This is a genomic window from Bradyrhizobium sp. JR3.5 (assembly GCF_054057015.1).
Genome location: NZ_JBSRYV010000002.1, coordinates 1,974,988 through 1,998,593 on the forward strand (window position 1 = coordinate 1,974,988; position 23,606 = coordinate 1,998,593).

Consider the following 23,606-nt stretch of genomic DNA (forward strand, 5'->3'; position numbering starts at 1 on the left):
CATATGGCTAAGGAAGAGCTGATCCAGTTCGAAGGACTGGTGACCGAAATCCTCCCCGACGCTCGTTACCGGGTGCAACTCGATGCCGGACACGAGATCGTCGCCTACACTGCCGGCAAGATGAAGAAAAACCGCATCAAGACGCTGGCCGGCGACCGCGTCACGATCGAAATGTCGCCCTACGATCTCGAAAAGGGCCGCCTGATTTTCCGGCACAAGGACGAACGTCCGAGTGGCGCACCCGGCGGTCCGCCGCGGGGCGGCGCACAGCGCGGCGGCCAGTTCCGCCGCCGATAGGTTGGGCATTGCAACCGTTACGCGCAGACGTCGTGATGTCCTGCGCAACAAGTGGCCGGCGGCTGCGCCGGCCAAAAAATCGCGCACGTCAGGATTGTTTTGAGCCCTTCTATCGAATAATATCCTACCCATCGATTGTTCGGCCGGACGACATTAGCCAATACCGGTACAGCCGGTTCAGACGCTGACGACCCTTCCAAAAATTCGATCTCACCACCCCGCCGACAAGCGGGTCTTGAACTTGTATATCTGAGAAGGGACTACCCACGTGAGCATGGGAACCGTGAAGTGGTTTAACGCGACCAAGGGCTACGGCTTCATCCAGCCGGATGAAGGCGGGAACGATGTGTTCGTGCACATCAGTGCAGTCGAGCGCGCCGGCCTTGGCACTCTGCGTGAAGGCCAGAAGATCTCCTACGAGATCGTTGCTGACCGCCGTTCCGGCAAATCCTCGGCCGACAATCTGCGCGCCGCTGGATAAGCCGATTTCCCGGGAGCGCGAAGCTCCAGGAAATTGCCGTCAAAGCATCAAGGGCCGCACCTTTGGGTGCGGCCCTTTTTGTCTGGATTGCGTCTCTGGCAGCGCGACGTTGAGCATTTTCTTCACGCAAACCGGGTGTCCACTTCGCTCGAAAACGCCCTAGTAAGTCGAGCAGGTCGTCGGCATGGTGGCGGACGTCGGGGCATAGAACACGCAAACCGACTGCCGCGGCCGCGTAAAGGCAACGTCGCTGAGATTGATGCCGGCCTTGGCCATCACATAGCCGATCGTCGGAACGTATTTGTAGCTCACTTCGCTGAAGATCAGATAGCTACCAGCAACCAGCAGCGCCGACGGAACGATGCTTGTCACGATGTCACCCTGATTGCGGGTCGAGGCCGTCAGCGTGGCCTGCGTGGCGCCCGAGGCGATCGTCCCCGCCTTGCTCCACTGTATGTGCGCGATGTTGGAGTTATCGACGTAGATTTCCGACAGCGTGACCTTGGTCGGCGACGCATCGTAGGGCGTCATGATGCCAACGCTGGCGCTGAAGAAGTTTTGCAGGTCAGCATCCACCACCTGCGTCGCCTGCGAGGTGAGATCTGACGCCGCGCGCGCCATCAGCGTGACCTTGCGGTCGACCGCGACACCGGATGAAAACTCGACGGTGCCGAAGAACATCACCAGCATCAGCGGCATGATAAAAGCGAACTCGACGGCGGCGAGGCCCCGGCGGTCATGCGCGAGAGCAGCAACCGAGCGCAGCAAGGCCACAGACAGGGTTTTCACGACCTTGCTCATGAACATGTGGTCCCAGCCGTTCCGGACGGCTCGTTCTTGAATGTCGCGGTCGCGATCAGGAGCCGCTTGCCATTGGGAAGGTTCGAGGCGTTGAAGCCCAGCTGGGTGACAAACAGCTGCCATTGATAGAACAGCCGAACCACCACGACGTCGCCGTCCTTGCCGGGACACCATTTCACCTGGGTGGGATCGGTGATCGGCGTGATGTTGACGCTGCTAAAGCCTGTCGCAGACGGATAGCTGCGGACGTCGACATAGATGCCGTTGGTGCAGTCGAACAGCGCATTGATCTGGCCACAGACGTAGCTCTTGAACTGCGCTTGGGTATAGCTTGCGCCCTGGGCCTGTCCGGTCATGATGAAGCGAGACGAGTCCTGCGTCACCGTCTCGAGCACCTGGCTCGCAAAGAAGATCATTGCCACTTCGATGATCGCAAAGAGCAGCCCGAAAAACAGCGGCGCGACCAGCGCGAATTCGACCGCGGTCACACCACTGCGGTTACGGCGAAAGCGACGGAGGAGGCGTGCAAGACAATGAGCGGGCAGCGGCATCAACGACCCCGGATCAACATGGTGGCAACAACTACCCAAGAGTCATTGTCGAAGTATTTCGCCGGATCGAGACAGAGCGACCCGATCCGTTAGGCCTTTATCAAGCATGTCGGGCGTACCGCCTGCGATCGGCCAAGGCCCCGGCGAGTGAAGCGCCCGCGCGGACGCACGTCAGTTCTGCGGCTTCGCGCCGCCGCCCGAGCCGGTGGCCTGATTGTTGAGCGTACCGGCCTGGCCCATCGTCGCGTTGAAATAGGCCTCGCCATCGCCGAGGGTGATGCGGCGCTGACAAACCGGCATGCAGCTATAGGTCTCGCGATCGATGCCGCGATAGACGGTGACCAGTTGATCGGTCGGACCTTCGACCTGGATCTGGCGATCCACCAGCACCTGGCCGGAGCGGTCGAGTGCGATGAAATTGGTCGCGCCATAACCCTTGCCGGTGACCACGACAACCCCGCCATTCTGCAGGGTGACGTCGGCGATCAGGGGATTGCCGACCACGATCGTGGCAATGCCGCCGGGCAGCTTGACGAGCTTGGCCTGATCGACATTGACCGCGATCCGGTCGGGATCCGGCGCTGCCGTTGCGAGTGCGGGCCCCAGCAGCATGGCTGCGGCCATCGAGATGAAGCCAATGCGCGCGACGGCGCGAATACGCTGGGACTGAAACGACATACTCTACCCCGGGACGTTTAACAGGCCGGCAAAGGCGATACGCTGCGGACCGGCGCCCGACGCTGGCAAATCTGACGGCAATTCATTTAGGAAGAGCAAAGATCGACCGCCCAATTGCGCGGATGTCACGACTTCCCGAGCGGACCGGCCAACCGTCCGGTACCTCGCGCAGGACTATCCGGGTGCGCTCATGGCAATCTCAAGAATAGCGGCGGCTTCAACTGGCGGCGCGGACGTGAACGACCACGCGCTCATCGGCGTAGAGGCGCTGCCATCCTCCGATGTGATCCAGCAATTTGGACGCCGGCGTGGTCGGATCGAGCATCACCGCATCGATGTCGTGGGTCGCGAGCAGATTGAGGAAACCGTTGACGTCCTTGAGCTGAAGCGCGCGGGCCAAGCTCATGCCGAATACCTCGCCATAGAGCTCGGCACGCCCGTCGATGAAAACAGGCATCTGACGCCAGATCAGGTAGCCGCCGAACTGCAGATCGTTGAGCACGCGCCTGACGTTGTGCACCTTCATCGCGTCGACGGCGGCAGCCGGCGAATAGATCGGCGGTGGTGATATCACCTGGCGTGCGGCAACGACTGCGGTCCACGCGCAAAGCCCGACGATAAGGATTGCGGCCGGAGCAACTCTCGGGCGGACAGGGCTAGCGGCACGCAGCCCGAACTGGGTGGCGACCGGCGTCAGCACGCCCAGCGGCAGCAGCAGGGCGAGCAGTTCGAGATTTCTGACATGGGACAGCGCCATGTGCAGCAGGCCCAGCACCAGGATGATTCGCGGCAGCGGCAACCTCGCCCCGCAATAAAGCGCAGCGCCGAGCAGACCGAGGATCGATAGTCCAAACGGGTCGATCTCGCCGAACGTCGCCGGCCTCCACTCCGCGATGAGATGCAACAACTCACCGAGGCCGAGAATCCTGAGCGAGGCGAGGATCGAGCCCCAGCCATAAGGGGTCGCGCAGCACGCAGCCAGTGCGCCGATGCCGAACGCCCCCCAGCGCAGCGCCAGCGCCAACCTCTGAGCCGGCAAGGCATTCCACATCGCATCGAGCGCAAATGCGCCCGTCAGTACCAAACCAAACAGGAAGCCGCCGTGCAGATTGGCCCACAGCGCGATCAGCGGCAGCAGCCAGAACGAGGGCGCCTTGCGGCCTTCGCTGGCGGTCATCAGGCCGTTCGCCCAGACGATCATGATGGGCATCGCCAGCACATGCGGACGGGCCAGCAGGTGCCCGCAGGTCAGAACCAGCGCCGCAAGGGCGATGAGGCTCGCGTAGATCGTCGGCAACGCGCGGCTGAGGATGGCGGTGAGCAGCGAGAAGCTGGCAGCGGCGCAGGCGGCGGCCAGCGCCGCCGGACCGGTCCACCCGGCGAGGTCATAGGCCTTCGCGAACAGAACCTGCGCCAGCCAGGACGACGACACCCACGGCTCACCGGCCTTGGTGAAGGAATAGATGTCGACGGACGGCAGCGTGCGATGGTCGAGGATCCAGCGGCCGACGGCAATCTGCCAGTAGGTGTCGGAATCGGCGAGCAGCCTGTCGCCGACGAACAGCAGCAGCGCATAGACGCCGCACGCCATCCAGAACCAGGCCGGAAGCTCGGCGAACACGGAGGTTTTCGCGCGCGGGAAGGTCGCGGTCTCAGCGCTCATGATCGCACCGGCCGGCTGGCGGCGTCATTGCCGGAACGGATAGGCCAACTGTCCGCCGATCTCGGACGGCACGCCCTGCTCGGCATCGACGCCGTAATCTTCCGGAAGCTTGCCTTCGGGCATCCGGAACGTTCCGAACAGAATATCCCAGAGCGGAAACGTGCCAGCGAAATTGGTGTCGCCGCCTTCCTCGAGCCCGGTGTGATGCCAGCGGTGAAACACCGGCGTCGCAATCACGTATTTGAACGGGCCGAGCGTCCAGTTCAGGTTGGCGTGCACGAATGCCGAATGGAAGGTGGTGAACGGGCCGACCCACAGCATGATGTTCGGCGAGATGCCCGCCATCAGCAGGATCACATCGACAGTGATCGTGCCGATCAGAAGATTGACCGGATGGAAGCGTGCCGCCGAGATCCATTCAAGATCCTCGGAGGAGTGATGAATGGCGTGGTACTTCCAGAAGCCGCCGCCATGGAACATCCGATGCAGCCAGTACAGCATGAAATCGGAGGCGACGAGGAAGATAATGGACTGCAACCAGAGCGGAAGCTGCGCCAGAGGGCCATGTCCATTCTCGTAGAACGCGATCAGATCGTCGGCGTCGTGAACGTTGAACACCACGGCTGCGCCCACCACCAGGAGCCCGATCCGCAGCACGCGGGCGAACACCGGCACGAAGAACCAGTAGCAGATGTCGGTGACCAGCTCACGCTTCTGCCACCACGGCTTGCCGGGATTGCAGGCCCAGAAATGAGTGAGCACCGTGAAGAACAGCGCCAGCGCGATCGTGATCGGCACCACCTTCATCATCGTCTGGCCGATCATCTCGATGACTTCAAAGGGAAGGCTGGGCATGACGGCCTCATCTGACGGAAGCCCTATGGGTATAGATGTGCGCTTAAGGAGCCGTGAACAGGTGCCGACAGCAGGCCCCGGCAACAATCTGCAATCTTAGCGGACCGCTTAATTCCAAATTTACTGTGCGCAACAACTGCGGGTTCCCGCTGTGTTTATACGATCAAATTAACTGCGCCGAAATTGTCGAACCGTAGGGTGCCCCAATGGTCACGGTGCTGAGAACGCCGGCGAGACCAAACCTAGTTCGACCAGCCACGTGTACACAGGAGTTACTTATGAAGAACCTCGTCTCGCGCTTCGTGAAGGATGAGTCGGGCGCGACCGCCATCGAATACGGCCTGATCGCCACCGGTATCGCGATCGCGATCATCGCTGCAGTCAACGGCGTCGGCACCAAGCTCTCGGGCACCTTCAACACGGTCGCCAGCTCGCTGAAGTAATCCGGTTCCCAGGAACTCGCATCAAAGGTCCCGGCCCCCCCGGGACCTTTGCTATTTGGCGGACCGGCCGTCGGCGCCTTGATGGCGACCACGGCGGCCTTTCCCGATTGTTCACCATTGGCCGCTAGCGTCGGGTCGCGACCGCAGCTCCAGCTTGACGGCATGAATCCATGATCCTCGACATCGCACGCTTGATGCTGTTTCCGGCCCTGATGGCCTTCGCGGCGGCGAGCGATCTCTTGACCATGACGATCCCGAACCGGATCTCGCTGGCGCTGGCGGCCGGCTTCTTCGTCCTGGCGCCGCTGACCGGGATGGGCGTGCACGAGATCCTCAGCCATGCCGGCGCGGGCGCGCTGGTTCTGGTGGTGGCATTCGGCATGTTTGCGATGGGCTGGGTCGGTGGCGGAGACGCCAAGGTCGCGGCCGCGGCCGGCCTGTGGTTCGGGTTCGAGCATCTGCTCCCCTATCTGGTCTTCGCGTCGCTGTTCGGCGGTGCGCTGACGGTGCTGCTGCTGCAGCTCCGGCAATGGCCGCTGCCCTATGCGCTCGCGAACCAGGCCTGGCTCAGCCGCCTGCACGACAAGCAGACCGGAATTCCCTACGGCATCGCACTCGCCCTCGGCGCCCTGCTGATCTATCCCGAGACGGACTGGATCAAGACGATCGATCTCGCGCACTTCGCCATGCGCTGAGAAAGCAGCGGTAACCGCGCGTTAAGGCGATTTAGATACGCCTCATTAACCATGCTTTGACGAATAGCTGGTCAACTCCCATCACGGCGGCGGCAGCGTCGCGGCGTCATGTGGAAAGTGAAGCGTAATGGATAAGGCCCGCATTCTGGTCCTCGCAATCGCAGGCTGCGCCGGCCTTGCGGCGCTCTATCTGGCGAGCGGAAGCGACGACAAGCCGGCGCCGGCTCCGCCGGTCGCGCAGCTGCCCACCGTCGACATCCTGGTCGCGAAAACCGACATCGGCCTCGGCCAGGCCGTCAAGCCCGAGGATTTGCAATGGCAGACCTGGCCGGCGGCAACCGCCAGCGCCAGCTTCATGCGCAGGGACAGCAACGCCGAAGCGATCAAGGACGTGACCGGCTCGATCGCGCGCGCCCCGTTCATCCAGGGCGAACCGATTCGCGAGCAGAAGCTCGTCAAGGCCGACGGCAGCCGGCTTCATGGCCGCGATCCTGCCGACCGGCATGCGGGCGGTATCGACCGAAATTTCACCCGAGACCGGCGCCGGCGGCTTCATCCTGCCGAATGACCGGGTCGACGTCCTGCTGTCGAAGCGGGACAAGAATCCGGACCGCAATGGCGCCGACATCGTCAACTCCGAAGTGATCCTGACCAACGTTCGCGTGCTCGCGATCGACCAGGCGCCGAAGGAAAAGGACGGCACCAACGCACTGATCGGCAAGACGGTGACGCTTGAGCTGAAGCCCGAGCAGACCGAGACGCTGGCGCGCGCGCGCCAGAGCGGCGTCCTGTCGCTGGCGCTGCGCAGCATCGCCGACAACAACGCGCCCGACACCAAGACCGACGACAACCGGCAGAGGCGCGGTGACACGATCAACGTCATCCGCTTTGGCGTTGCCAACCAGGCGACGATGCAGAAGTGACCATGAGGACACACGTGATGAAGGGCGGGGCAACTCAACGGACGATGCGGGCCTTCATGGTCCGCGCATTGTCGTTCTCGGCCGTCGCGGCGCTCACGCTCAATCCGGCGCTGACACCGGTGGTGGCGAGCGATTACCGCGCCGCGCCTGCCCCTGCCGCATCGGCCGACGGCGGCCAGATGAATGCCCGCTTTCTCTCGCTCGGCGTCGGCAAGTCGATCGTGATCGATCTGCCTCGCGACATCAAGGACGTGCTGGTCGCCGATCCCAAGATCGCCAACGCCGTGGTCCGCTCGGCGCAACGCGCCTACATCATCGGCGCGACGGTCGGCCAGACCAACATCGTGTTCTTCGACGCCGCCGGCCAGCAGATCGCGGCCTATGACATCGCGGTCAAGCGCGATCTCAACGGCGTGCGCGCCGCGCTGCGCGCGGCACTGCCGAATTCCGATATCCAGATCGAGGGCGTCGGCGACGGCGTGATGCTGAGCGGAAGCGCAGCGAGCCCGATCGACGCACAGCAGGCCGGCGAGATCGCCACGCGGCTGGTCGGCGGCCCCGACAAGGTCGTGAACTCGATCACGGTTCGCGGCCGCGACCAGGTGATGCTGAAGGTCACGGTTGCCGAAGTCTCGCGCAGCCTGATCAAGCAGCTCGGCATCGACCTCACCGCGAACCTCAACTACGGCACGACCGTGGTAAAATTCGCCAACAGCAACCCGTTCACCGCTAACAGCTCACCGCTCGTGGCCGGCAACGCGCTCACCACATCGTTCGGATCGTCGGTGTCGGCGACGATCCGCGCCATGGAAAGCGCCGGCGTCGTGCGGACGCTCGCCGAACCGAATCTGACCGCGATATCAGGCGAATCGGCGACCTTCATCTCGGGCGGCGAGTTTCCAATTCCGACCGGCGTGACCTGTCAGACCTCGTCGACGGGCGCGATCGGGAATTGCGTCCAGACCGTCAGCTTCAAGAAATTCGGCATTTCGCTCAACTTCACGCCGGTGGTGCTGACCGAGGGGCGCATCAGTCTGCGGGTGATGACGGAAGTGTCGGAAGTCTCGACCGAGAACGCGCTGACCGGTGGCGCGGGTGGAACGACGATCCCGTCGATCAAGACCCGCCGCGCCGAGACCACGCTGGAAATTCCCTCGGGCGGCTCGATGGCCATGGCCGGCCTGATCCAGGACCAGACCAAGCAGGCGATCAACGGCCTTCCGGGGTTGGCGTCGCTGCCCGTGCTCGGCACGCTGTTCCGCAGCCGCGACTTCGTCAACAACCAGACCGAGCTGATGGTTCTGGTGACGCCTTATGTCGTTCGCGCCGTGGCGCAGAAGGACCTGTCGCGTCCGGATGACGGCTTTGCCAACGCGTCCGATCCGCAGGCCGACCTGCTCGGCAGCATCAACCGCGTCTACGGTGTGCCTGGCCGCACCGAGCCGGCGCGGAATTACCGCGGCACCTACGGCTTCATTACCGACTGAGGCGGACGATGACACAGACCACACCCAGAACATCCGCCGATTACAAGCGCACCGCCGGTCTCGCCGGAGCGCTCGTCGGCCTTGCCATGACGCTCGGCGCCTGCCAGCACGCCGCCGACAACAGTTTCGCGATGGCGGACTCGCCGGCCGACTATCGCCAGCGTCACCCGATCGCGGTGACCGAGGCGGATCGCTCGATCGTGGTCTTCGTCGGCCGCAGTCGCGGCGGCCTGACCGCCGAGCAGCGCGCAGAGGTGATGGGAATGGCGCAGGACTGGATGCGTGAGGGCACCGGCGCCGTCACCATCGACGTTCCCGCCGACACGCCGAATGCCCGGCCCGCGCAGGAATCGTTGCGCGAGATCCAGGCGACCTTCGCCGCCGCCGGCGTGCCGCCGCGCGGGATCCTCGTGCGCAAGTACCATCCCGAGAATCCGCGCCTGATGCCTGCGATCCGCGTGAACTATCCAAAGATGAAAGCGGAGGCCGGACCGTGCGGCCTGTGGCCGGAAGATCTCGGCCCGTCGATACACAACGGTTCCTACATCCAGAACAAGCAATACTACAATTTCGGCTGCGCCAATCAGCGCAACCTCGCAGCCATGGTCGAAGACCCGACTGACCTCGTGCAGCCGCGCGCGGAGACCCCTGCCTATACGTCGCGCCGCAATATCGCCTTCGACAAGTATCGCAAGGGCACCACCACCGCCACGACGTATCCCGAGTCCGACAGGGCCAAGCTAAGCGACACAGGAAAATGATCACCTACGCGCAGCAAAACTCCGAAGAGCAGACGGACGCCCCGCCGCAGGCCGTGGACGACCATATTGCTCCAGCGCCACGGGTCTCGGTCCAGGCGTTCTGCGAGACGGTCGAGACCGCTGCCGCCGTACAGTCGGCGGGCGAGGATCGCCGGCTGGCCAAGGCCCATCTCAAGATCCAGATGGGCGGCATGGCGGCTGCCATCGAGGCCTACCGCTCGGCGCCGACGCCCAATGTCATCATTCTCGAGACCGAGGGCCGCAGCGACATCCTGGCCGGGCTCGACCAGCTCGCCACGGTGTGCGACGCCGGCACAAGGGTGGTCGTGATCGGCCGGGTCAACGACGTCACGCTGTATCGCGAGCTGGTGCGCCGCGGCGTCAGCGACTACGTGATCGCACCGGCCCATGCGATCGACGTGGTGCGCGCGGTCTGCAACCTGTTCTCGGCGCCGGAAGCCAAGGCGGTCGGCCGCGTCGTTGCCGTCGTCGGCGCGAAGGGCGGCGTCGGCGCCTCGACGATCGCCCACAATATCGCCTGGGCGATCGCCCGCGATCTGGCGCTGGATTCCGTAGTGGCCGATCTCGACCTTGCATTCGGCACCGCCGGCCTCAACTACAACCAGGATCCGGCGCAAGGCATCGCGGATGCGGTGTTCTCGCCGGACCGCGTCGATACCGCCTTCGTCGACCGCCTGCTGTCGAAATGCACCGACCATCTGAGCCTGCTGGCGGCGCCGGCCACGCTTGACAAGGTCTACGATTTCGGCGCCGAAGCGTTCGATGCGATCTTCGACACACTGCGCACCACGATGCCCTGCATCGTGCTCGACGTGCCGCACCAATGGTCCGGCTGGACCAAGCGCGCGCTGATCGCGGCCGACGACATCCTGATCGTGGCGGCGCCCGACCTCGCCAACCTGCGCAACGCCAAGAACATGTTCGACCTGCTGAAGGCGTCCAGGCCGAATGACCGCGCGCCGCTGTACTGCCTGAACCAGGTCGGCGTGCCGAAGCGGCCGGAGATCGCGGCGGGCGAATTCGCCAAGGCGATCGAAAGCCCGCCGATCGCCGCCATCCCGTTCGATCCGCAGGTCTTCGGTTCGGCCGCCAACAACGGCCAGATGATCGCGGAAATCTCCGCCAATCACCGCGCAGTCGAGATGTTTCTACAGATGGCGCAGCGGCTGACAGGCCGCGGCGAAACCAAGAAGCCGAGGGGGTCCTTCCTGTCGCCCCTGCTCGAAAAGCTGCGGTCCAAATAGTGGCCCGCGTGGAGTCAAGACGTCGTGTTTGGTAAGCGTAGCGGAAACGATGGGGATATGCGGGCACCCAAGCCCGCTTTTCAGACGCCGGAGCCTGCCGGATCGTCGCCGATGGCGCGCGAGTCCGCCGCCCCGACGATATCGTCGCCACCGCTGGCCCCGGCCAAGCCACCGCCTGCTCCCGCCGTCGAAGCCCGCCGCTCGGACAACTACTACCAGGTCAAGGCGACGATCTTCGGCGCCCTGATCGAGGCAATCGACCTTGCCCAGCTCGCCAAGCTCGACAGCGAGTCGGCGCGCGAGGAAATCCGCGACATCGTCAACGAGATCATCGCGATCAAGAACATCGTGATGTCGATCGCCGAGCAGGAAGAGCTGCTCGACGACATCTGCAACGACGTGCTCGGCTACGGACCGCTGGAGCCGCTATTGTCGCGCGACGACATCGCCGACATCATGGTCAACGGCGCCGGCACCGTGTTCATCGAAGTCGCCGGCAAGATCCAGCGCACCGGCATCCGCTTTCGCGACAACCAGCAGCTGCTCAACATCTGCCAGCGCATCGTCAGCCAGGTCGGCCGGCGCGTCGACGAATCCTCGCCGATCTGCGACGCCCGTCTCGCCGACGGCTCGCGCGTCAACGCCATCGTGCCGCCGCTGGCGATCGACGGGCCCGCGCTCACCATTCGTAAATTCAAGAAGGACAAGCTGACGCTGGAGCAGCTCGTCAAGTTCGGCGCGATCACGCCGGACGGGGCGACCATCCTGCAGATCATCGGCCGTGTCCGCTGCAACGTGATCATCTCGGGCGGTACCGGTTCGGGCAAGACCACGCTGCTGAACTGCCTGACCAACTATATCGAGCACGACGAACGCATCATCACCTGCGAAGACGCCGCCGAACTCCAGCTGCAGCAGCCGCATGTGGTGCGGCTGGAAACCCGGCCGCCGAACATCGAGGGCGAGGGCCAGGTCACGATGCGCGAACTGGTCCGCAACTGCCTGCGTATGCGCCCCGAGCGCATCATCGTCGGCGAAGTCCGCGGACCCGAGGCGTTCGACCTGTTGCAGGCGATGAACACCGGCCACGACGGCTCGATGGGCACGCTGCACGCCAACAATCCCCGCGAAGCGCTGTCGCGCTGCGAATCGATGATCACCATGGGCGGCTTCTCGCTTCCCTCGCGCACCATTCGCGAGATGATCTGCGCCTCGGTCGACATCATCGTGCAGGCCGCGCGCCTGCGCGACGGTTCGCGCCGCATCACCCACATCACCGAGGTGATGGGCATGGAAGGCGATACCATCATCACCCAGGACATCTTCCTCTACGACGTGGTCGGGGAAGATGCCAACGGCAAGATCATCGGCAAGCACCGCTCAACCGGCATCGGCCGGCCGCGCTTCTGGGAGCGTGCGCGCTACTACAATGAAGAGAAGCGGCTTGCGGCGGCGTTGGATGCCTCCGACTCGCCGGCGCCGGTCTAGGGGAACGCAGGATGCAGACGCAAACCCTTGCCCTGGCCTTCCTCGCCGCCACCACCGTGGGCGGCATCGCCTGGGTCTTCCTCTATCCCTACCTCTCGGGGGAAAAGAAGGCCGAGTCGCGCCGCGCTTCGGTGGCGCGCAGCGAGCCGTCGACGCCGCGAAGCACCGACCGGACGCAGCGCTCCCGCCGCGAGCAGGTCGAAGGATCGCTGAAGGAGCTCGAGGCGCGCCGGCAGAAGGACAAGAAAGTCCCGCTCGGCGTGCGCATCTCGCAGGCCGGACTGGAGTGGTCCGAGCAGAAATTCTGGATGATCTCCGGCGCCCTCGGCCTGTTCGGGTTCGGCGCAGCATTCGTGGTCGGCGGAGGCCTGCTCGGCGCGGCCGGCATCGGATTTGCCATGGGTCTCGGCCTGCCGCGCTGGCTGCTCGGCTTCCTGAAGAAGCGGAGAGAGAAGGCCTTTCTGAGGGCGTTGCCCGACGCCGTCGACGTCATCGTGCGCGGCATCAAGGCCGGCCTGCCGCTGTTCGAATCGCTCAAGGCGGTCGTCAACGACGCACCTGAGCCGCTGCGCAGCGAGTTCCTTGCGATCATCGAGACCCAGGCGATCGGCATGCCGCTCGGCGAGGCGTGCTCCCGGCTCTACGAACGCATGCCGCTGCCAGAAGCGAACTTCTTCGGCATCGTGATTGCGATCCAGCAGAAGTCCGGCGGCAATCTGTCGGAAGCGCTCGGCAACCTGTCGCGGGTGCTGCGCGACCGCAAGAAGATGGCCGAGAAGATCCAGGCGATGTCGATGGAAGCGAAAGCTTCCGCCGCCATCATCGGCTCGCTGCCGCCGATCGTAATGATCCTGGTGTTCCTCACGACGCCGGACTACATCGCCCTGCTGTGGACGAACTCGATGGGCCAGCTCATGCTGGTTGCCTGCGTCGTCTGGATGTCGATGGGCGTGCTGGTGATGAAGAAGATGATCAACTTCGATTTCTGACGGTGCAGCATGATTGATATTCTGGTCGCCAAGCTCCACGACGTCAGGTTCATGACCATGCTGCTTGCCTTCATCGCGGCAAGCGCGACGGTCTACACGCTGGTGATGCCGCTGCTCGCCGGCGGCGATCTCAACAAGCGCATGAAGGCCGTCGCCAGCGAGCGCGAGCGTCTCCGGCAGCGTGAGCGCGATCGTCTCGCCAAGACGGAGAAGGTCGCGCTGCGGCAGACCCCGAAGCAGGTGGTCTCCCGGGTGGTGGACGATCTCAACCTCACGAAATGGCTCGCCCAGGAAGCGGCGCTCGATAAGCTCGTGATGGCGGGCTATCGCGGCCACGCCCCCTACGTCACCTTCCTGTTCGCCCGCGCGGTGACGCCGATCGTGCTGCTGCTCGGCGCCATCGTCTATACGTTCTTCATCGCGGGCGCGACCTGGTCGCTCACGCTCAAGATCGGCATTTGCGTCGCTGCGGCCTATGCCGGCCTCCAGGCGCCGATGCTGTTCCTGAAGAACGCGATCTCCAAGCGCCAGCTCCAGATCAAGCGCGCCTTCCCTGATTCGCTGGACTTGCTGCTGATCTGCATCGAGTCGGGCATGTCGGTCGAGGTCGCATTCCGGAAGGTGGCAAACGAGATCGCCGGACAGTCGATCGCGCTGTCGGAGGAGTTCGCCCTGACGACCGCGGAATTGTCCTATTTGCAGGACCGCAAGTCCGCCTACGAGAACCTGGCGCGCCGCACCGGGCTCGAAGGCGTGAAGTCGGTGTGCATGGCCTTGCAGCAATCCGAACGCTACGGCACGCCGCTCGGCCAGAGCTTGCGCGTGATGGCGCAGGAAAACCGCGACATGCGCATGAACGAGGCCGAGAAGAAGGCGGCGTCGCTGCCGCCCAAGCTGACCGTGCCGATGATCTTGTTCTTCCTGCCCTGCCTGTTCATCGTGATCCTCGGGCCGTCCTATATCAAGATCGCCACGATGCATTGAGCCGTGCCGCAGCGCATTACCAGAACGCCCGGCAAACGCCGGGCGTTTCTTTTTTTGCGCGCGTTGAGGCAGATATGGATTTGCGAAGCCGACAGATTCGCTGTCAGACGCCATAAAGGAGCGTTAATCGTCCTTGGCAACAACAGGTGCGGCGCGCGATGCGGTCCGCGGACCGTCCTTGCGGTTCAGCATGTCGCGGAGATAGGCGACATTGGCCGCCGCCTCATCGGCCGGCAGGTCGGCCTTGACGATGGTCTCGGCCTCCGCGAAGCGGCCCTGCAGGCCGACGACGAGCGCAAGGTTTTGCCGGATGCGGGTGTCGGCGCGGGCGCTGGCATAGGCTTGGCGCAGCGTCTCTTCCGCCTTCGGCAATTCCTTGGTCAGCATGTAGGACAGGCCGAGATTGGACAACACCGATGGCTCGTCGGGGGCCAGTCGAAGCGCACTGGCGTAATAGCGCCGCGCTTCCTCGTGCCGGTTCAACTTGTCGAGCGTGGTGCCCTGCACCGACAGGATCCGCCAGTCCGGATTGTCCGGACTGTGCGCGCGGCTCAGCACGTCGAATGCGGCCTGCGAATTGCCGTTGTCGGCGAGCGCGCGGCCATAGGCGGCGAGCAGCGGCTTGCTGCCGGGGCTGGCGAGTGTGGCCTGCTCCAGCACAGCGCAGGCCTGCGAACGCTGTCCGGTCATGCGCAGCGCCTGACCGTAAGCTATGGCGGCGTCGACATCCTTGGGATTCTTGCGGTAGCGCTCGCCATAAACCTCGAGATTGCGGCGCGGATCGTCTGGCACCGGATCGGACCGGGACGCGATCGATCCGGTGACGTCTGACATGGTCTGGCAACCGCCAAGCCCGGCGGCCAGGACCGCCACGAGGGCTGCGGAAGCGAGATGCCGGGTCAAAATGGACTGTCGACGCATGGCACTGTGACTCACGAAATCGGGCAAATGGATCGAGCCGAGCGTGCCAGCAATAGACTGTTAACCCTAACGTCTGGTTAACTGCGGCACCGGCGACCGGCGCGCCGGTTCCAACCCCGCGGGTCGCGTCAACCGCGGGCGCGCTACCATCCACCGCGAAAGGCGTGTTAGTCACCAGCAACGCCAGAACAGCCGAGAGCCGCATGCCATCCGTGTTCGAGATCGCCCCCACGACCGCCGTTACGCCGATCACCTTCGTCAGCAAGGCGACATGGGATGCGATCCGCAGCGAGTTGCCGGCGCCGGCGCGGCAATTCGCGGAGGCCAATGACTTTGCGGCGAAGCCGGGCAAGGCCCTCGCCCTGCCGGCAGCCGATGGCGGCATCGCGCAGGTGCTGTTCGGCCTCGAGGATGCAGACCACAAGGCGCGCGATCCGTTCCGTGCCGGCGCGCTGCCCGGCCTGCTGCCCCCGGGCATCTACCGCTTTGCCAATGCGCCGCATGACACGCGGCTTGCCACGCTCGCCTTCGCGCTCGGCTGCTACCGCTTCGGCCGCTATCGCAAGAACAAGACCCCCGAGGTCCGCCTGGTGCCGCCCGATGGCGTCGACACGGCCGAGATCGCGCGGATGGCAGACGCCGCGGCGCTGGCCCGCGATCTCATCAACACGCCGTCCAACGATATGGGCCCGGCCGAGCTCGCCGAGGCGGCGCACGACCTCGCAACGCGGTTCGGCGCCGCCTTCAATTGCATCGATGGCGACGAGCTCGCACAGAACTTCCCGCTGATCCACGCCGTCGGCATGGCATCGACCCGCGCGCCGCGGCTGATCGATCTGAGCTGGGGCGATCCGGCCCATCCGAAGGTAACGCTGGTCGGCAAAGGCGTCTGCTTCGACACCGGCGGGCTCGACCTCAAGCCGTCGAGCGGCATGCTGATCATGAAGAAGGACATGGGCGGCGCCGCCAACGTGCTGGCGCTGGCGCAGATGGTGATGGACGCGAAGCTGAAAGTGCGGCTGCGCGTGCTGATCCCGGCGGTCGAGAACGCGGTCGCCGGCAACGCGTTCCGCCCGCTCGACATCTTCAAGTCGCGCAAGGGCATCACCGTCGAGATCGGCAACACCGACGCCGAGGGGCGGCTGGTGCTCGCCGACGCGCTGGCGCTGGCCGACGAGGAGACCCCGGACCTGCTGGTCGATCTCGGCACGCTGACCGGCGCGGCGCGCGTGGCGCTCGGCCCGGATCTGCCGCCGTTCTACACCAATGACGAGGCGCTCGCCGGCGACGTTGCAGCTCACGCGACAAGCGAGAACGACCCGTTGTGGCGGATGCCGCTGTGGCCGGCCTACGATGCCTGGCTCGACTCCAAGACCGCCGACATCACCAACGCGCCGTCAGGCGGTTTCGCCGGCTCGATCACCTGCGCGCTGTTCCTGCAGCGCTTCGTCGAGCACGCGCGAAGCTGGCTGCATGTCGACATCTATGGCTGGACGCCGTCGGCAAAGCCCGGCCGCCCCGAAGGCGGCGAGTGCCAGGCCGCGCGCGCAATCTACAAATTGCTGAGCCAGCGCTATGCATGATGTCAGACTGACGCCGGCCCGCGCCGACCTCGCCGCGAAATATCTCGAGGGTAAGGTGAAGGCCGCGCGCTTCGTCGACGGCGAGACGCTCGAGGTCGGCGACGCCATCGCGCCGCTGCGGCGGGCGCCGGCGGCCGATGCCGAACAGATGACGCAGGCATTCAGGGGCGAACGCGTCACGGTGTACGACCGCAACGGCGAAGGCTGGGCCTGGGGCCAGCTCGCCGATGACGGCTATGTCGGCTGGATTGCCGAGGCCGCGCTGACGACGCCCGGCCCGGCACCGACGCACAAGGTGACGGCGCTGCGCACGCTGGCGTTTCCGGGACCGTCGATCAAGCTGCCGCCGGTCGAGGCGCTGGCGATGGGGACCAGGCTCGCAATCGCCCGCGAGGACGGCCCCTTCGCGGTGACCCGCGAGGGCTGGTATCTGCCACGCCCACATCTCGCCTCCCTCGACACAATGGCGCAGGATTTCGTCGCAATCGCCGAGCAGTTCGTCGGTTCGCCCTATCTCTGGGGCGGCAAATCGGGCCTCGGCATCGATTGCTCCGGCCTGGTGCAGATTGCGCTGACCGCCGCCGGCACCGGCTGCCCGCGCGACAGCGACATGCAGCAGGACGGGCTCGGCCGCGAATTGACGGCAGCGGAATCCAAGCACCTGCAGCGCGGCGACCTGATCTTCTGGAAGGGCCATGTCGCCATCGTGCGCGATGCGACGACGATCGTGCACGCCAACGCGCATCACATGGCAACGGTGGTGGAGAATACGCAGGCTGCGATCGCGCGGATCAAGGCCGCGGGCAGCGAGGTCGCCGCGATCAAGCGGCTTTGAGCCCGTCATTCCGGGGCGACGCGCGGCGTCGAACCCGGAATCCATTCGTCCACCGAACATGCCGGTCGATGGATTCCGTGCCGCCCCCGGAATGACGCGTGATGGCTACGTCGCCACCGTCCCCTCGCCGGCCGCTTCGATGCGGAACGCGGCGGCGAACAGCGCGCGGGTGTAGTCGCTCTTCGGGTTCCTGAACAGCTCGGAGGCCGGCCCCTCCTCCTCGACCTTGCCGGATTTCATCACGATCAGGTGGCTCGCGAGCGAGGCCACCACGCGCAGATCGTGCGAGATGAACATGTAGGTCAGGTCGCGCTTGCGCTGCAGGTCGCGCAACAGATCGACCATCTGGGCCTGGAGCAGCATGTCGAGCGCACTGGTCGGCTCGTCCAGCACGACGAAGTTCGGCTCCAGCACGACCGCGCGCGCGATCGAAACGCGCTGGCGCTGGCCGCCGGAGAATTCATGCGGATAGCGGAAGCGCCATTCAGGATCGAGGCCGACATCTTTCAATGCCTTGATCACCCGCACCTCGCGCTCTTCGCGCGACAGCTGCTTCTGGTGCACCTCGAGCCCCTCGGCGATGATGTCGGCCACCGACATGCGCGGGCTGAGCGAGCCGAACGGGTCCTGGAACACGATCTGCATGTCGCGGCGGAACGGCAGCATCTGCTTGAAGCGCAGGCCCTGGATGTCCTTGCCGAGGAATACGATCGGGCCATCGGACGAAATCAGCCGGAGCAGCGCGAGCCCGAGCGTGGTCTTGCCGGAGCCGGATTCGCCGACGACGCCGAGCGTCTCGCCCTTGCGCACCGCAAGGCTGACGCCATCGACCGCCTTGATGTGGCCGACGGTCGAGCGCATCAGCCCGCGCTTGATCGGAAACCAGACCTTGAGATTGTCCGCCGACATCACGACCGGCGCGTCCGGCTGCGGCGGCGCCGGATCGGGCTTCGGCTCGGCCGCCAGCAGCGCCTTCGTATAGGCGTGCTTCGGCGCGGTGAAGACTTGCTCGACCGGGCCCTGTTCGACGATCTTGCCGTTGTTCATCACGCAGACGGTGTCGGCGATCCGGCGGACGATGCCGAGGTCGTGGGTGATGAACAACATGCTCATGCCGAGCCGGGCGCGGATCTCGGCCAGCAATGCCAATATCTGCGCCTGCACGGTGACGTCGAGCGCGGTGGTCGGTTCGTCCGCGATCAGCAGATCGGGCTCGTTGGCAAGCGCCATCGCGATCATCACACGCTGGCGCTGGCCGCCGGACAGTTGATGCGGATAGCTCTTGAGCCGCGTCTCCGGCTCGGGGATGCCGACCTGGCCCAGCAACTCCAGCGTCCGCGCCCGCGCCGCCGTACCGCTGATGCCGCTGTGCAGCGACAGGATCTCGCCGATCTGGGATTCGATGGTGTGGAGCGGATTGAGCGAGGTCATCGGCTCCTGGAAGATGATCGAGATGTCGTTGCCACGAATCCCGCGCATCTCGCGTTCCGACGATCCCAGGAGATCGCGGCCCTTGAAACGGATCGCCCCGGAGGGATGCGACGCCGCCGGATAGGGCAGCAACCTCAATACCGACAGCGCGCTGACCGATTTTCCCGAGCCGGACTCGCCGACCAGCGCCGTGCATTCGCCGCGCTTGATCGAGAAGGAGACGCGATCGACCGCAAGCGAGCGGCCGAAGGCGACGGAGAGGTCGCTGACGTCGAGCAGGGGCTGGTTGGTCGCGTCCATACGTCAGCCCTTCGAGAACGTCTTGCGCGGATCGAAGGCGTCGCGCGCGGCTTCGCCGATGAAGATCAGGAGCGACAGCATGATCGCGACCGAGAAGAAGCCGGTGAGACCGAGCCACGGCGCCTGCACATTGGCCTTGCCCTGCGACAGCAATTCACCGAGCGAGGGCGAACCGGGCGGCAGGCCGAAGCCGAGGAAATCCAGCGCCGTCAGCGTCATCACCGAGGACGAGACGATGAAGGGCAGGAACGTCATGGTCGCGACCATCGCGTTCGGCAGCAGATGGCGGAACATGATCACGCGGTTGGAGACGCCGAGCGCGCGCGCCGCCTGGATGTATTCGAAGTTGCGGCCGCGCAGGAATTCGGCGCGCACCAGGCCGACCAGCGAGACCCACGAGAACAACAGCAGAATGCCGAGCAGGATGAAGAAGCCCGGCGGCAGCACCGCCGAGATGATCAGCAGCAGATAGAGCGAGGGGATCGCGGTCCAGATCTCGATGAAGCGCTGGAAGCCGAGATCGATCCAACCGCCGAAATAGCCCTGCACGCCGCCGGCGGCAACGCCGATGATCGAGGACAGGATGGTCAGTGTCAGGCCGAACAGCACCGAGATGCGGAAGCCGTAGATCAATCGTGCGACGACGTCGCGGCCCTGATCGTCGGTGCCGAGCCAGTTGTATTCGAGGTCGCGGCAGCCGGTCAGCCCCTTCCGCTTCACCACGTCCGCGCACTGCTTTTCGGTCAGGAGCCAGGTTGGCTTCGACGGCACCGCCGTCGGCGGGTCGAGGTTGCGGCTGTCGTAGGAATAGCGGATCGGCGGCCAGATCATGCTGCCGCCCTTGGCGGCGATCTGCTTCTGCAGATAGGGATCGCGATAGTCGGCCGCGGTCTCGAAATCGCCGCCGAAGGTGGTCTCGGCATATGTGAACACCACCGGCCAGTAGAGACGGCCGTCATATTTGACGACCAGCGGCTTGTCGTTGGCAATGAAATTGGCGAACAGCGACAGCACGAACAGCACGAGGAAGATCCAGAACGACCAGTAGCCGCGGCGGTTCGCCTTGAAATTCTGCCAGCGCCGCTGGTTGAGCGGCGACGGCGCGAAGGCGTGGCGGGTGGCAGGCACCGCCTCGCCCATCGGCGATTGCGTCGAGGTCTCGACCGGCTGGGGCGCGAGCACCGTCATCAGACCTCCCGCGCCTCGAAGTCGATCCGCGGATCGATCCACATATAGGCAAGATCGGAGATCAGATTGACCACCAGTCCGACCAGCGAGAAGATGAACAGCGTCCCGAACACCACCGGATAATCGCGGTTCAGGACGCTCTCGAAGCCGAGCAGGCCGAGCCCGTCAAGCGAGAAGATGGTCTCGATCAGCAGGGAGCCCGAGAAGAAGGCGTGGATGAACGCGCCCGGAAAGCCCGCGATCACGATCAGCATGGCGTTGCGGAAAATGTGGTTGTACAGCACCTGGCGCTCGCTGCAGCCCTTGGCGCGCGCGGTCATCACATATTGCTTGCGGATCTCGTCGAGGAACGAATTCTTCGTCAGCAACGTCATGGTGGCGAAGGCGCCGAGCGCCATCGACACCAGCGGCAGCGTCAGGTGCCAGAAGTAATCGATGATCTTCCAGTACCAGGGGAATTGCGACCAGCCGTCCGAGGTCAGGCCGCGCAACGGGAAGATATTGAGGAACGAGCCGCCGGCAAACAGCACGATCAACAGGATCGCGAACAGAAAGCCCGGGATCGCAAAGCCAATGATGATCACGGCCGACGTCCAGGTGTCGAACCGAGAGCCGTCCTTCACCGCCTTGCGGATGCCGAGCGGGATCGAGATCAGATAGGTCAGCAGCGTCATCCAGATGCCGAGCGACATCGAGACCGGCAGCTTCTCCTTGATCAGCTGGAGCACGCTGACGCTGCGGAAATAGCTTTCGCCGAAGTCGAACCGCGCGAAATTCCAGACCATCAGCGCGAACCGCTCCGGCGCCGGCTTGTCGAAGCCGAACTGCACCTCGAGCTTCTTGATGAAATCAGGATCGAGCCCCTGCGCGCCGCGATATTTCGAGTTGATGGCCGCGCCTGCGCCCGCGCCCTGGCCGCGCTGCGCGCCGAAATCGCCGCCGCCACCCGACACGCGCGAGGTGCCGCCGGTGTCGGCGCCGTTGATCTGCGCGATGACGCGCTCGACCGGCCCGCCGGGCGCAAACTGCACGACCACGAAGGAGACGAACAGGATGCCGAGCAGCGTCGGCAACATCAGGAAGATACGTCGGGCGATATAGGCGCTCATCGGCTACTTCGCCTGCTCGAGCTTGGCGGCCTTGGCCGCATCGTACCACCAGTTCTCCGGCGCCCCGACGCCCTGGGTATATTTCGCCAGCTTCTCCATATGACCGAACTGGTCCCAGTAGGCGATCGGATGCGTGTTGCGGTACCACTGCGGCACCCAGTAACGGCCGGCGCGAAACACGCGGTCGAAGGCGCGGCAGGCGATCGTCAGCTCATGGCGGCTGTTCGCGCCGATGATCTTCTCGATCAGCACGTCGATCGCGGGATTGGAAATGCCTGCGAGATTGTAGGAGCCCTTGGTCTTCGCAGCCTGCGAGGAGAAGAACGGCCGCATGCTGTCGCCGGGCGTCGCCGAGAAGCTGAAGCGCTGCATGGTCATGTCGAAATCGAAGTCTTCCACCCGGGCACGGTATTGCACTGCGTCGACCAGGCGGAACGTCGCATCGATGCCGAGCGTACCGAGATTCTTGATGTAAGGCCCGTGGTGCGGTTGCAGCGAGGGCTCGTCGTTGAGGAATTCGATGGTAATGGGTGTGCCGTTCGGCAGCACACGCTTGCCGTCCTTGACCACACAGCCGGCCTCGTTGAGCAGCTGCACCGCCTTGCGCAGCAGCGCACGGTCCTGACCTGAACCGTCCGACATCGGCGGCACGAACGGCAGGCCGAACACCTCGTCGGGCACCTGGCCGCGGAACGGCTCGAGCAACGCAAGCTCCTCCGGCGAGGGAGGCCCTTCCGCCACCATGTCCGAGTTCTGGAACGGCGAGACGGTGCGCGCATACGCATCGTACATGATGGTCTTATTGGTCCACTCGAAGTCGAAGGCGCAGATCAGCGCCTCGCGCACGCGTGGATCCTTGAATTTGTCGCGGCGCATGTTGATGAACCAGCCTTGCGCACCGGACGGTGTGTCGTCGGGCAGCGTCTCGCGCTTGACCCGACCGTCCTTGACCGCGGGGAAATCGTAGCGTGTCGCCCAAACGCGCGCGGTGAACTCCTCGCGGAACAAATAGCTCTTCGAGGTGAAGCCCTCGAATGCCACATCGCGGTCGCGATAGAATTCGTAGCGCACGGTGTCGAAATTGTAGCTGCCGCGATTGACCGGAAGATCGGCGCCCCACCAGTCCTTGACGCGGTCGTATTCGACGTAGCGATTGACCTCGAACCGGCCGACCTTGTACGGTCCCGAGCCGAGCGGCGCATCGAGCGTCGATTCCTCGAACGACCGCGTCGCGTAATAAGCCTTGGAGAAGATCGGCAGGCTCGCGACATAGAGGGGCACGTCGCGCGCGCGCCCCGCCGCGAAGGTCACCACCACGGTCGCGTCATCGGGCGCCTCGGCCTTGACGAAGTCGCGGAGCTGCACCTGGATCAGCGGGTGCCCCTTCTCCTTCAGCGTGTTGAGCGAGAAGGCGACGTCCTGCGCGGTCAACTTCGAGCCGTCGTGGAAACGCGCTTCGGGGCGCATGGTGAAGCGATAGGTCAGCTTGTCCGGCGAGATCTGCACCGACTTCGCGGCGAAGCCGTACATCGCGTCGGGCTCGTCATTGGCGCGCGACATCAGCGCCGCGAACGTCATGTCCATGCCCTGCGCGCCTTCGCCCTTCAGGACATAGGCGTTCAGCGAGTTGAAGGTGTAGTAGGACTGGTTGTAGGCTCGCACCCACGGAATCACCGAGAAGACGCCGCCCTTCGGCGCTTTCGGATTGACGTAGTCGAAGATCCGGAAATCCGCGGGATATTTCAGGTCACCGAACACCGACATGCCGTGCATCTCGGTTCCGTTGTCGGCCGCCGCCGGTGCAGCACGCAAGCCTGCAGCACTCAACGCACCGATGCCGAGACCGAGTGCGTGCCGACGGGAGAATAGCGCCATGCG

Annotated in this window: 22 protein-coding genes and 1 pseudogene; 13 read left to right on the plus strand and 10 right to left on the minus strand. The window is 64.6% G+C overall.

All coding sequences use genetic code 11. From position 1 onward, the window contains the following. Positions 1-3 precede the first annotated feature (3 nt). Positions 4-297: a translation initiation factor IF-1 gene (infA, locus tag ACVWW1_RS26345; protein WP_016842649.1), complete on the plus strand. Its 294-nt coding sequence runs from the start codon at positions 4-6 to the stop codon at positions 295-297. Positions 298-565: 268 nt separating this feature from the next. Next, on the plus strand, positions 566-778 hold the full coding sequence (locus ACVWW1_RS26350) for a cold-shock protein (RefSeq protein WP_016842648.1): 213 nt from the start codon (positions 566-568) through the stop codon (positions 776-778). 159 nt (positions 779-937) lie between these two features. Here ACVWW1_RS26350 and ACVWW1_RS26355 read toward each other — a convergent pair whose 3' ends face one another. The 5 genes from ACVWW1_RS26355 to ACVWW1_RS26375 form a co-directional block, all read right to left on the minus strand. Next, entirely contained in the window at positions 938-1,579 is a 642-nt protein-coding gene (locus ACVWW1_RS26355; protein WP_456657932.1) for a TadE/TadG family type IV pilus assembly protein, read from the minus strand. Continuing rightward, positions 1,576-2,130, minus strand: a complete 555-nt coding sequence (locus tag ACVWW1_RS26360; RefSeq protein ID WP_173643707.1) for a TadE/TadG family type IV pilus assembly protein — start codon at positions 2,128-2,130, stop codon at positions 1,576-1,578. The genes ACVWW1_RS26355 and ACVWW1_RS26360 overlap by 4 nt, the downstream gene beginning before the upstream one ends. Positions 2,131-2,301: 171 nt before the next feature. Then, complete coding sequence (locus tag ACVWW1_RS26365; protein WP_456657933.1) at positions 2,302-2,808, minus strand: pilus assembly protein N-terminal domain-containing protein; 507 nt, start codon at positions 2,806-2,808, stop codon at positions 2,302-2,304. Between the two features lie 217 nt (positions 2,809-3,025). Further along, a complete protein-coding gene (locus ACVWW1_RS26370; protein ID WP_456657934.1) occupies positions 3,026-4,471 on the minus strand; it encodes a hypothetical protein in 1,446 nt (481 codons plus the stop codon). Positions 4,472-4,495: 24 nt separating this feature from the next. Next, positions 4,496-5,326: a sterol desaturase family protein gene (locus tag ACVWW1_RS26375; RefSeq protein ID WP_456657935.1), complete on the minus strand. Its 831-nt coding sequence runs from the start codon at positions 5,324-5,326 to the stop codon at positions 4,496-4,498. A 278-nt stretch (positions 5,327-5,604) separates the two neighbouring features. Here ACVWW1_RS26375 and ACVWW1_RS26380 point away from each other — a divergent pair, with 278 nt between their 5' ends. The 9 genes and pseudogenes from ACVWW1_RS26380 to ACVWW1_RS26420 all read left to right on the plus strand — a co-directional run bounded on the left by ACVWW1_RS26380 (position 5,605) and on the right by ACVWW1_RS26420 (position 14,361). Next, positions 5,605-5,769, plus strand: coding sequence for a Flp family type IVb pilin (locus ACVWW1_RS26380; RefSeq protein WP_173643703.1), 165 nt, complete (start codon positions 5,605-5,607; stop codon positions 5,767-5,769). Between the two features lie 170 nt (positions 5,770-5,939). Continuing rightward, positions 5,940-6,464, plus strand: a complete 525-nt coding sequence (locus tag ACVWW1_RS26385; protein ID WP_456657936.1) for an A24 family peptidase — start codon at positions 5,940-5,942, stop codon at positions 6,462-6,464. Between the two features lie 127 nt (positions 6,465-6,591). Then, positions 6,592-7,387: pseudogene (gene cpaB / locus ACVWW1_RS26390) on the plus strand (Flp pilus assembly protein CpaB). 17 nt (positions 7,388-7,404) lie between these two features. Beyond that, positions 7,405-8,874: a type II and III secretion system protein family protein gene (locus tag ACVWW1_RS26395; protein WP_456657937.1), complete on the plus strand. Its 1,470-nt coding sequence runs from the start codon at positions 7,405-7,407 to the stop codon at positions 8,872-8,874. Between the two features lie 8 nt (positions 8,875-8,882). After that, positions 8,883-9,635 (plus strand): CpaD family pilus assembly protein, encoded by a 753-nt coding sequence (locus tag ACVWW1_RS26400; RefSeq protein WP_456657938.1) that lies wholly within the window; start codon positions 8,883-8,885, stop codon positions 9,633-9,635. Continuing rightward, positions 9,632-10,900, plus strand: coding sequence for an AAA family ATPase (locus tag ACVWW1_RS26405; protein WP_456657939.1), 1,269 nt, complete (start codon positions 9,632-9,634; stop codon positions 10,898-10,900). The genes ACVWW1_RS26400 and ACVWW1_RS26405 overlap by 4 nt, the downstream gene beginning before the upstream one ends. A gap of 24 nt (positions 10,901-10,924) precedes the next feature. Further along, the gene (locus tag ACVWW1_RS26410; protein WP_212314254.1) at positions 10,925-12,388 is read left to right on the plus strand and encodes a CpaF family protein; all 1,464 of its coding nucleotides are present in this window, start codon (positions 10,925-10,927) and stop codon (positions 12,386-12,388) included. 11 nt (positions 12,389-12,399) lie between these two features. Then, on the plus strand, positions 12,400-13,377 hold the full coding sequence (locus tag ACVWW1_RS26415) for a type II secretion system F family protein (RefSeq protein ID WP_456657940.1): 978 nt from the start codon (positions 12,400-12,402) through the stop codon (positions 13,375-13,377). Positions 13,378-13,386: 9 nt separating this feature from the next. Next, positions 13,387-14,361, plus strand: a complete 975-nt coding sequence (locus tag ACVWW1_RS26420; protein ID WP_207834897.1) for a type II secretion system F family protein — start codon at positions 13,387-13,389, stop codon at positions 14,359-14,361. Between the two features lie 123 nt (positions 14,362-14,484). On the opposite strand, the gene ACVWW1_RS26425 is transcribed toward ACVWW1_RS26420, so the two are convergent. Beyond that, positions 14,485-15,282: a tetratricopeptide repeat protein gene (locus tag ACVWW1_RS26425; protein ID WP_456657941.1), complete on the minus strand. Its 798-nt coding sequence runs from the start codon at positions 15,280-15,282 to the stop codon at positions 14,485-14,487. A 203-nt stretch (positions 15,283-15,485) separates the two neighbouring features. On the opposite strand from ACVWW1_RS26425, the gene ACVWW1_RS26430 reads away from it, so the two are divergent. Both ACVWW1_RS26430 and ACVWW1_RS26435 read left to right on the plus strand, forming a co-directional pair. Further along, entirely contained in the window at positions 15,486-16,865 is a 1,380-nt protein-coding gene (locus ACVWW1_RS26430; protein WP_456657942.1) for a leucyl aminopeptidase family protein, read from the plus strand. Then, a complete protein-coding gene (locus tag ACVWW1_RS26435) occupies positions 16,858-17,700 on the plus strand; it encodes a C40 family peptidase (protein ID WP_456657943.1) in 843 nt (280 codons plus the stop codon). The genes ACVWW1_RS26430 and ACVWW1_RS26435 overlap by 8 nt, the downstream gene beginning before the upstream one ends. 105 nt (positions 17,701-17,805) lie before the next feature. On the opposite strand, the gene ACVWW1_RS26440 is transcribed toward ACVWW1_RS26435, so the two are convergent. The 4 genes from ACVWW1_RS26440 to ACVWW1_RS26455 are packed head-to-tail and all read right to left on the minus strand — an operon-like array spanning position 17,806 to position 23,603. Beyond that, entirely contained in the window at positions 17,806-19,431 is a 1,626-nt protein-coding gene (locus ACVWW1_RS26440) for an ABC transporter ATP-binding protein (protein ID WP_456657944.1), read from the minus strand. Between the two features lie 3 nt (positions 19,432-19,434). Then, entirely contained in the window at positions 19,435-20,619 is a 1,185-nt protein-coding gene (locus ACVWW1_RS26445; protein WP_176528868.1) for an ABC transporter permease, read from the minus strand. Continuing rightward, entirely contained in the window at positions 20,619-21,728 is a 1,110-nt protein-coding gene (locus tag ACVWW1_RS26450; protein ID WP_207834893.1) for a microcin C ABC transporter permease YejB, read from the minus strand. The genes ACVWW1_RS26445 and ACVWW1_RS26450 overlap by 1 nt, the downstream gene beginning before the upstream one ends. A 3-nt stretch (positions 21,729-21,731) precedes the next feature. Beyond that, positions 21,732-23,603 (minus strand): extracellular solute-binding protein, encoded by a 1,872-nt coding sequence (locus ACVWW1_RS26455; RefSeq protein WP_456657945.1) that lies wholly within the window; start codon positions 23,601-23,603, stop codon positions 21,732-21,734. Between the last annotated feature and the right edge of the window lie 3 nt (positions 23,604-23,606).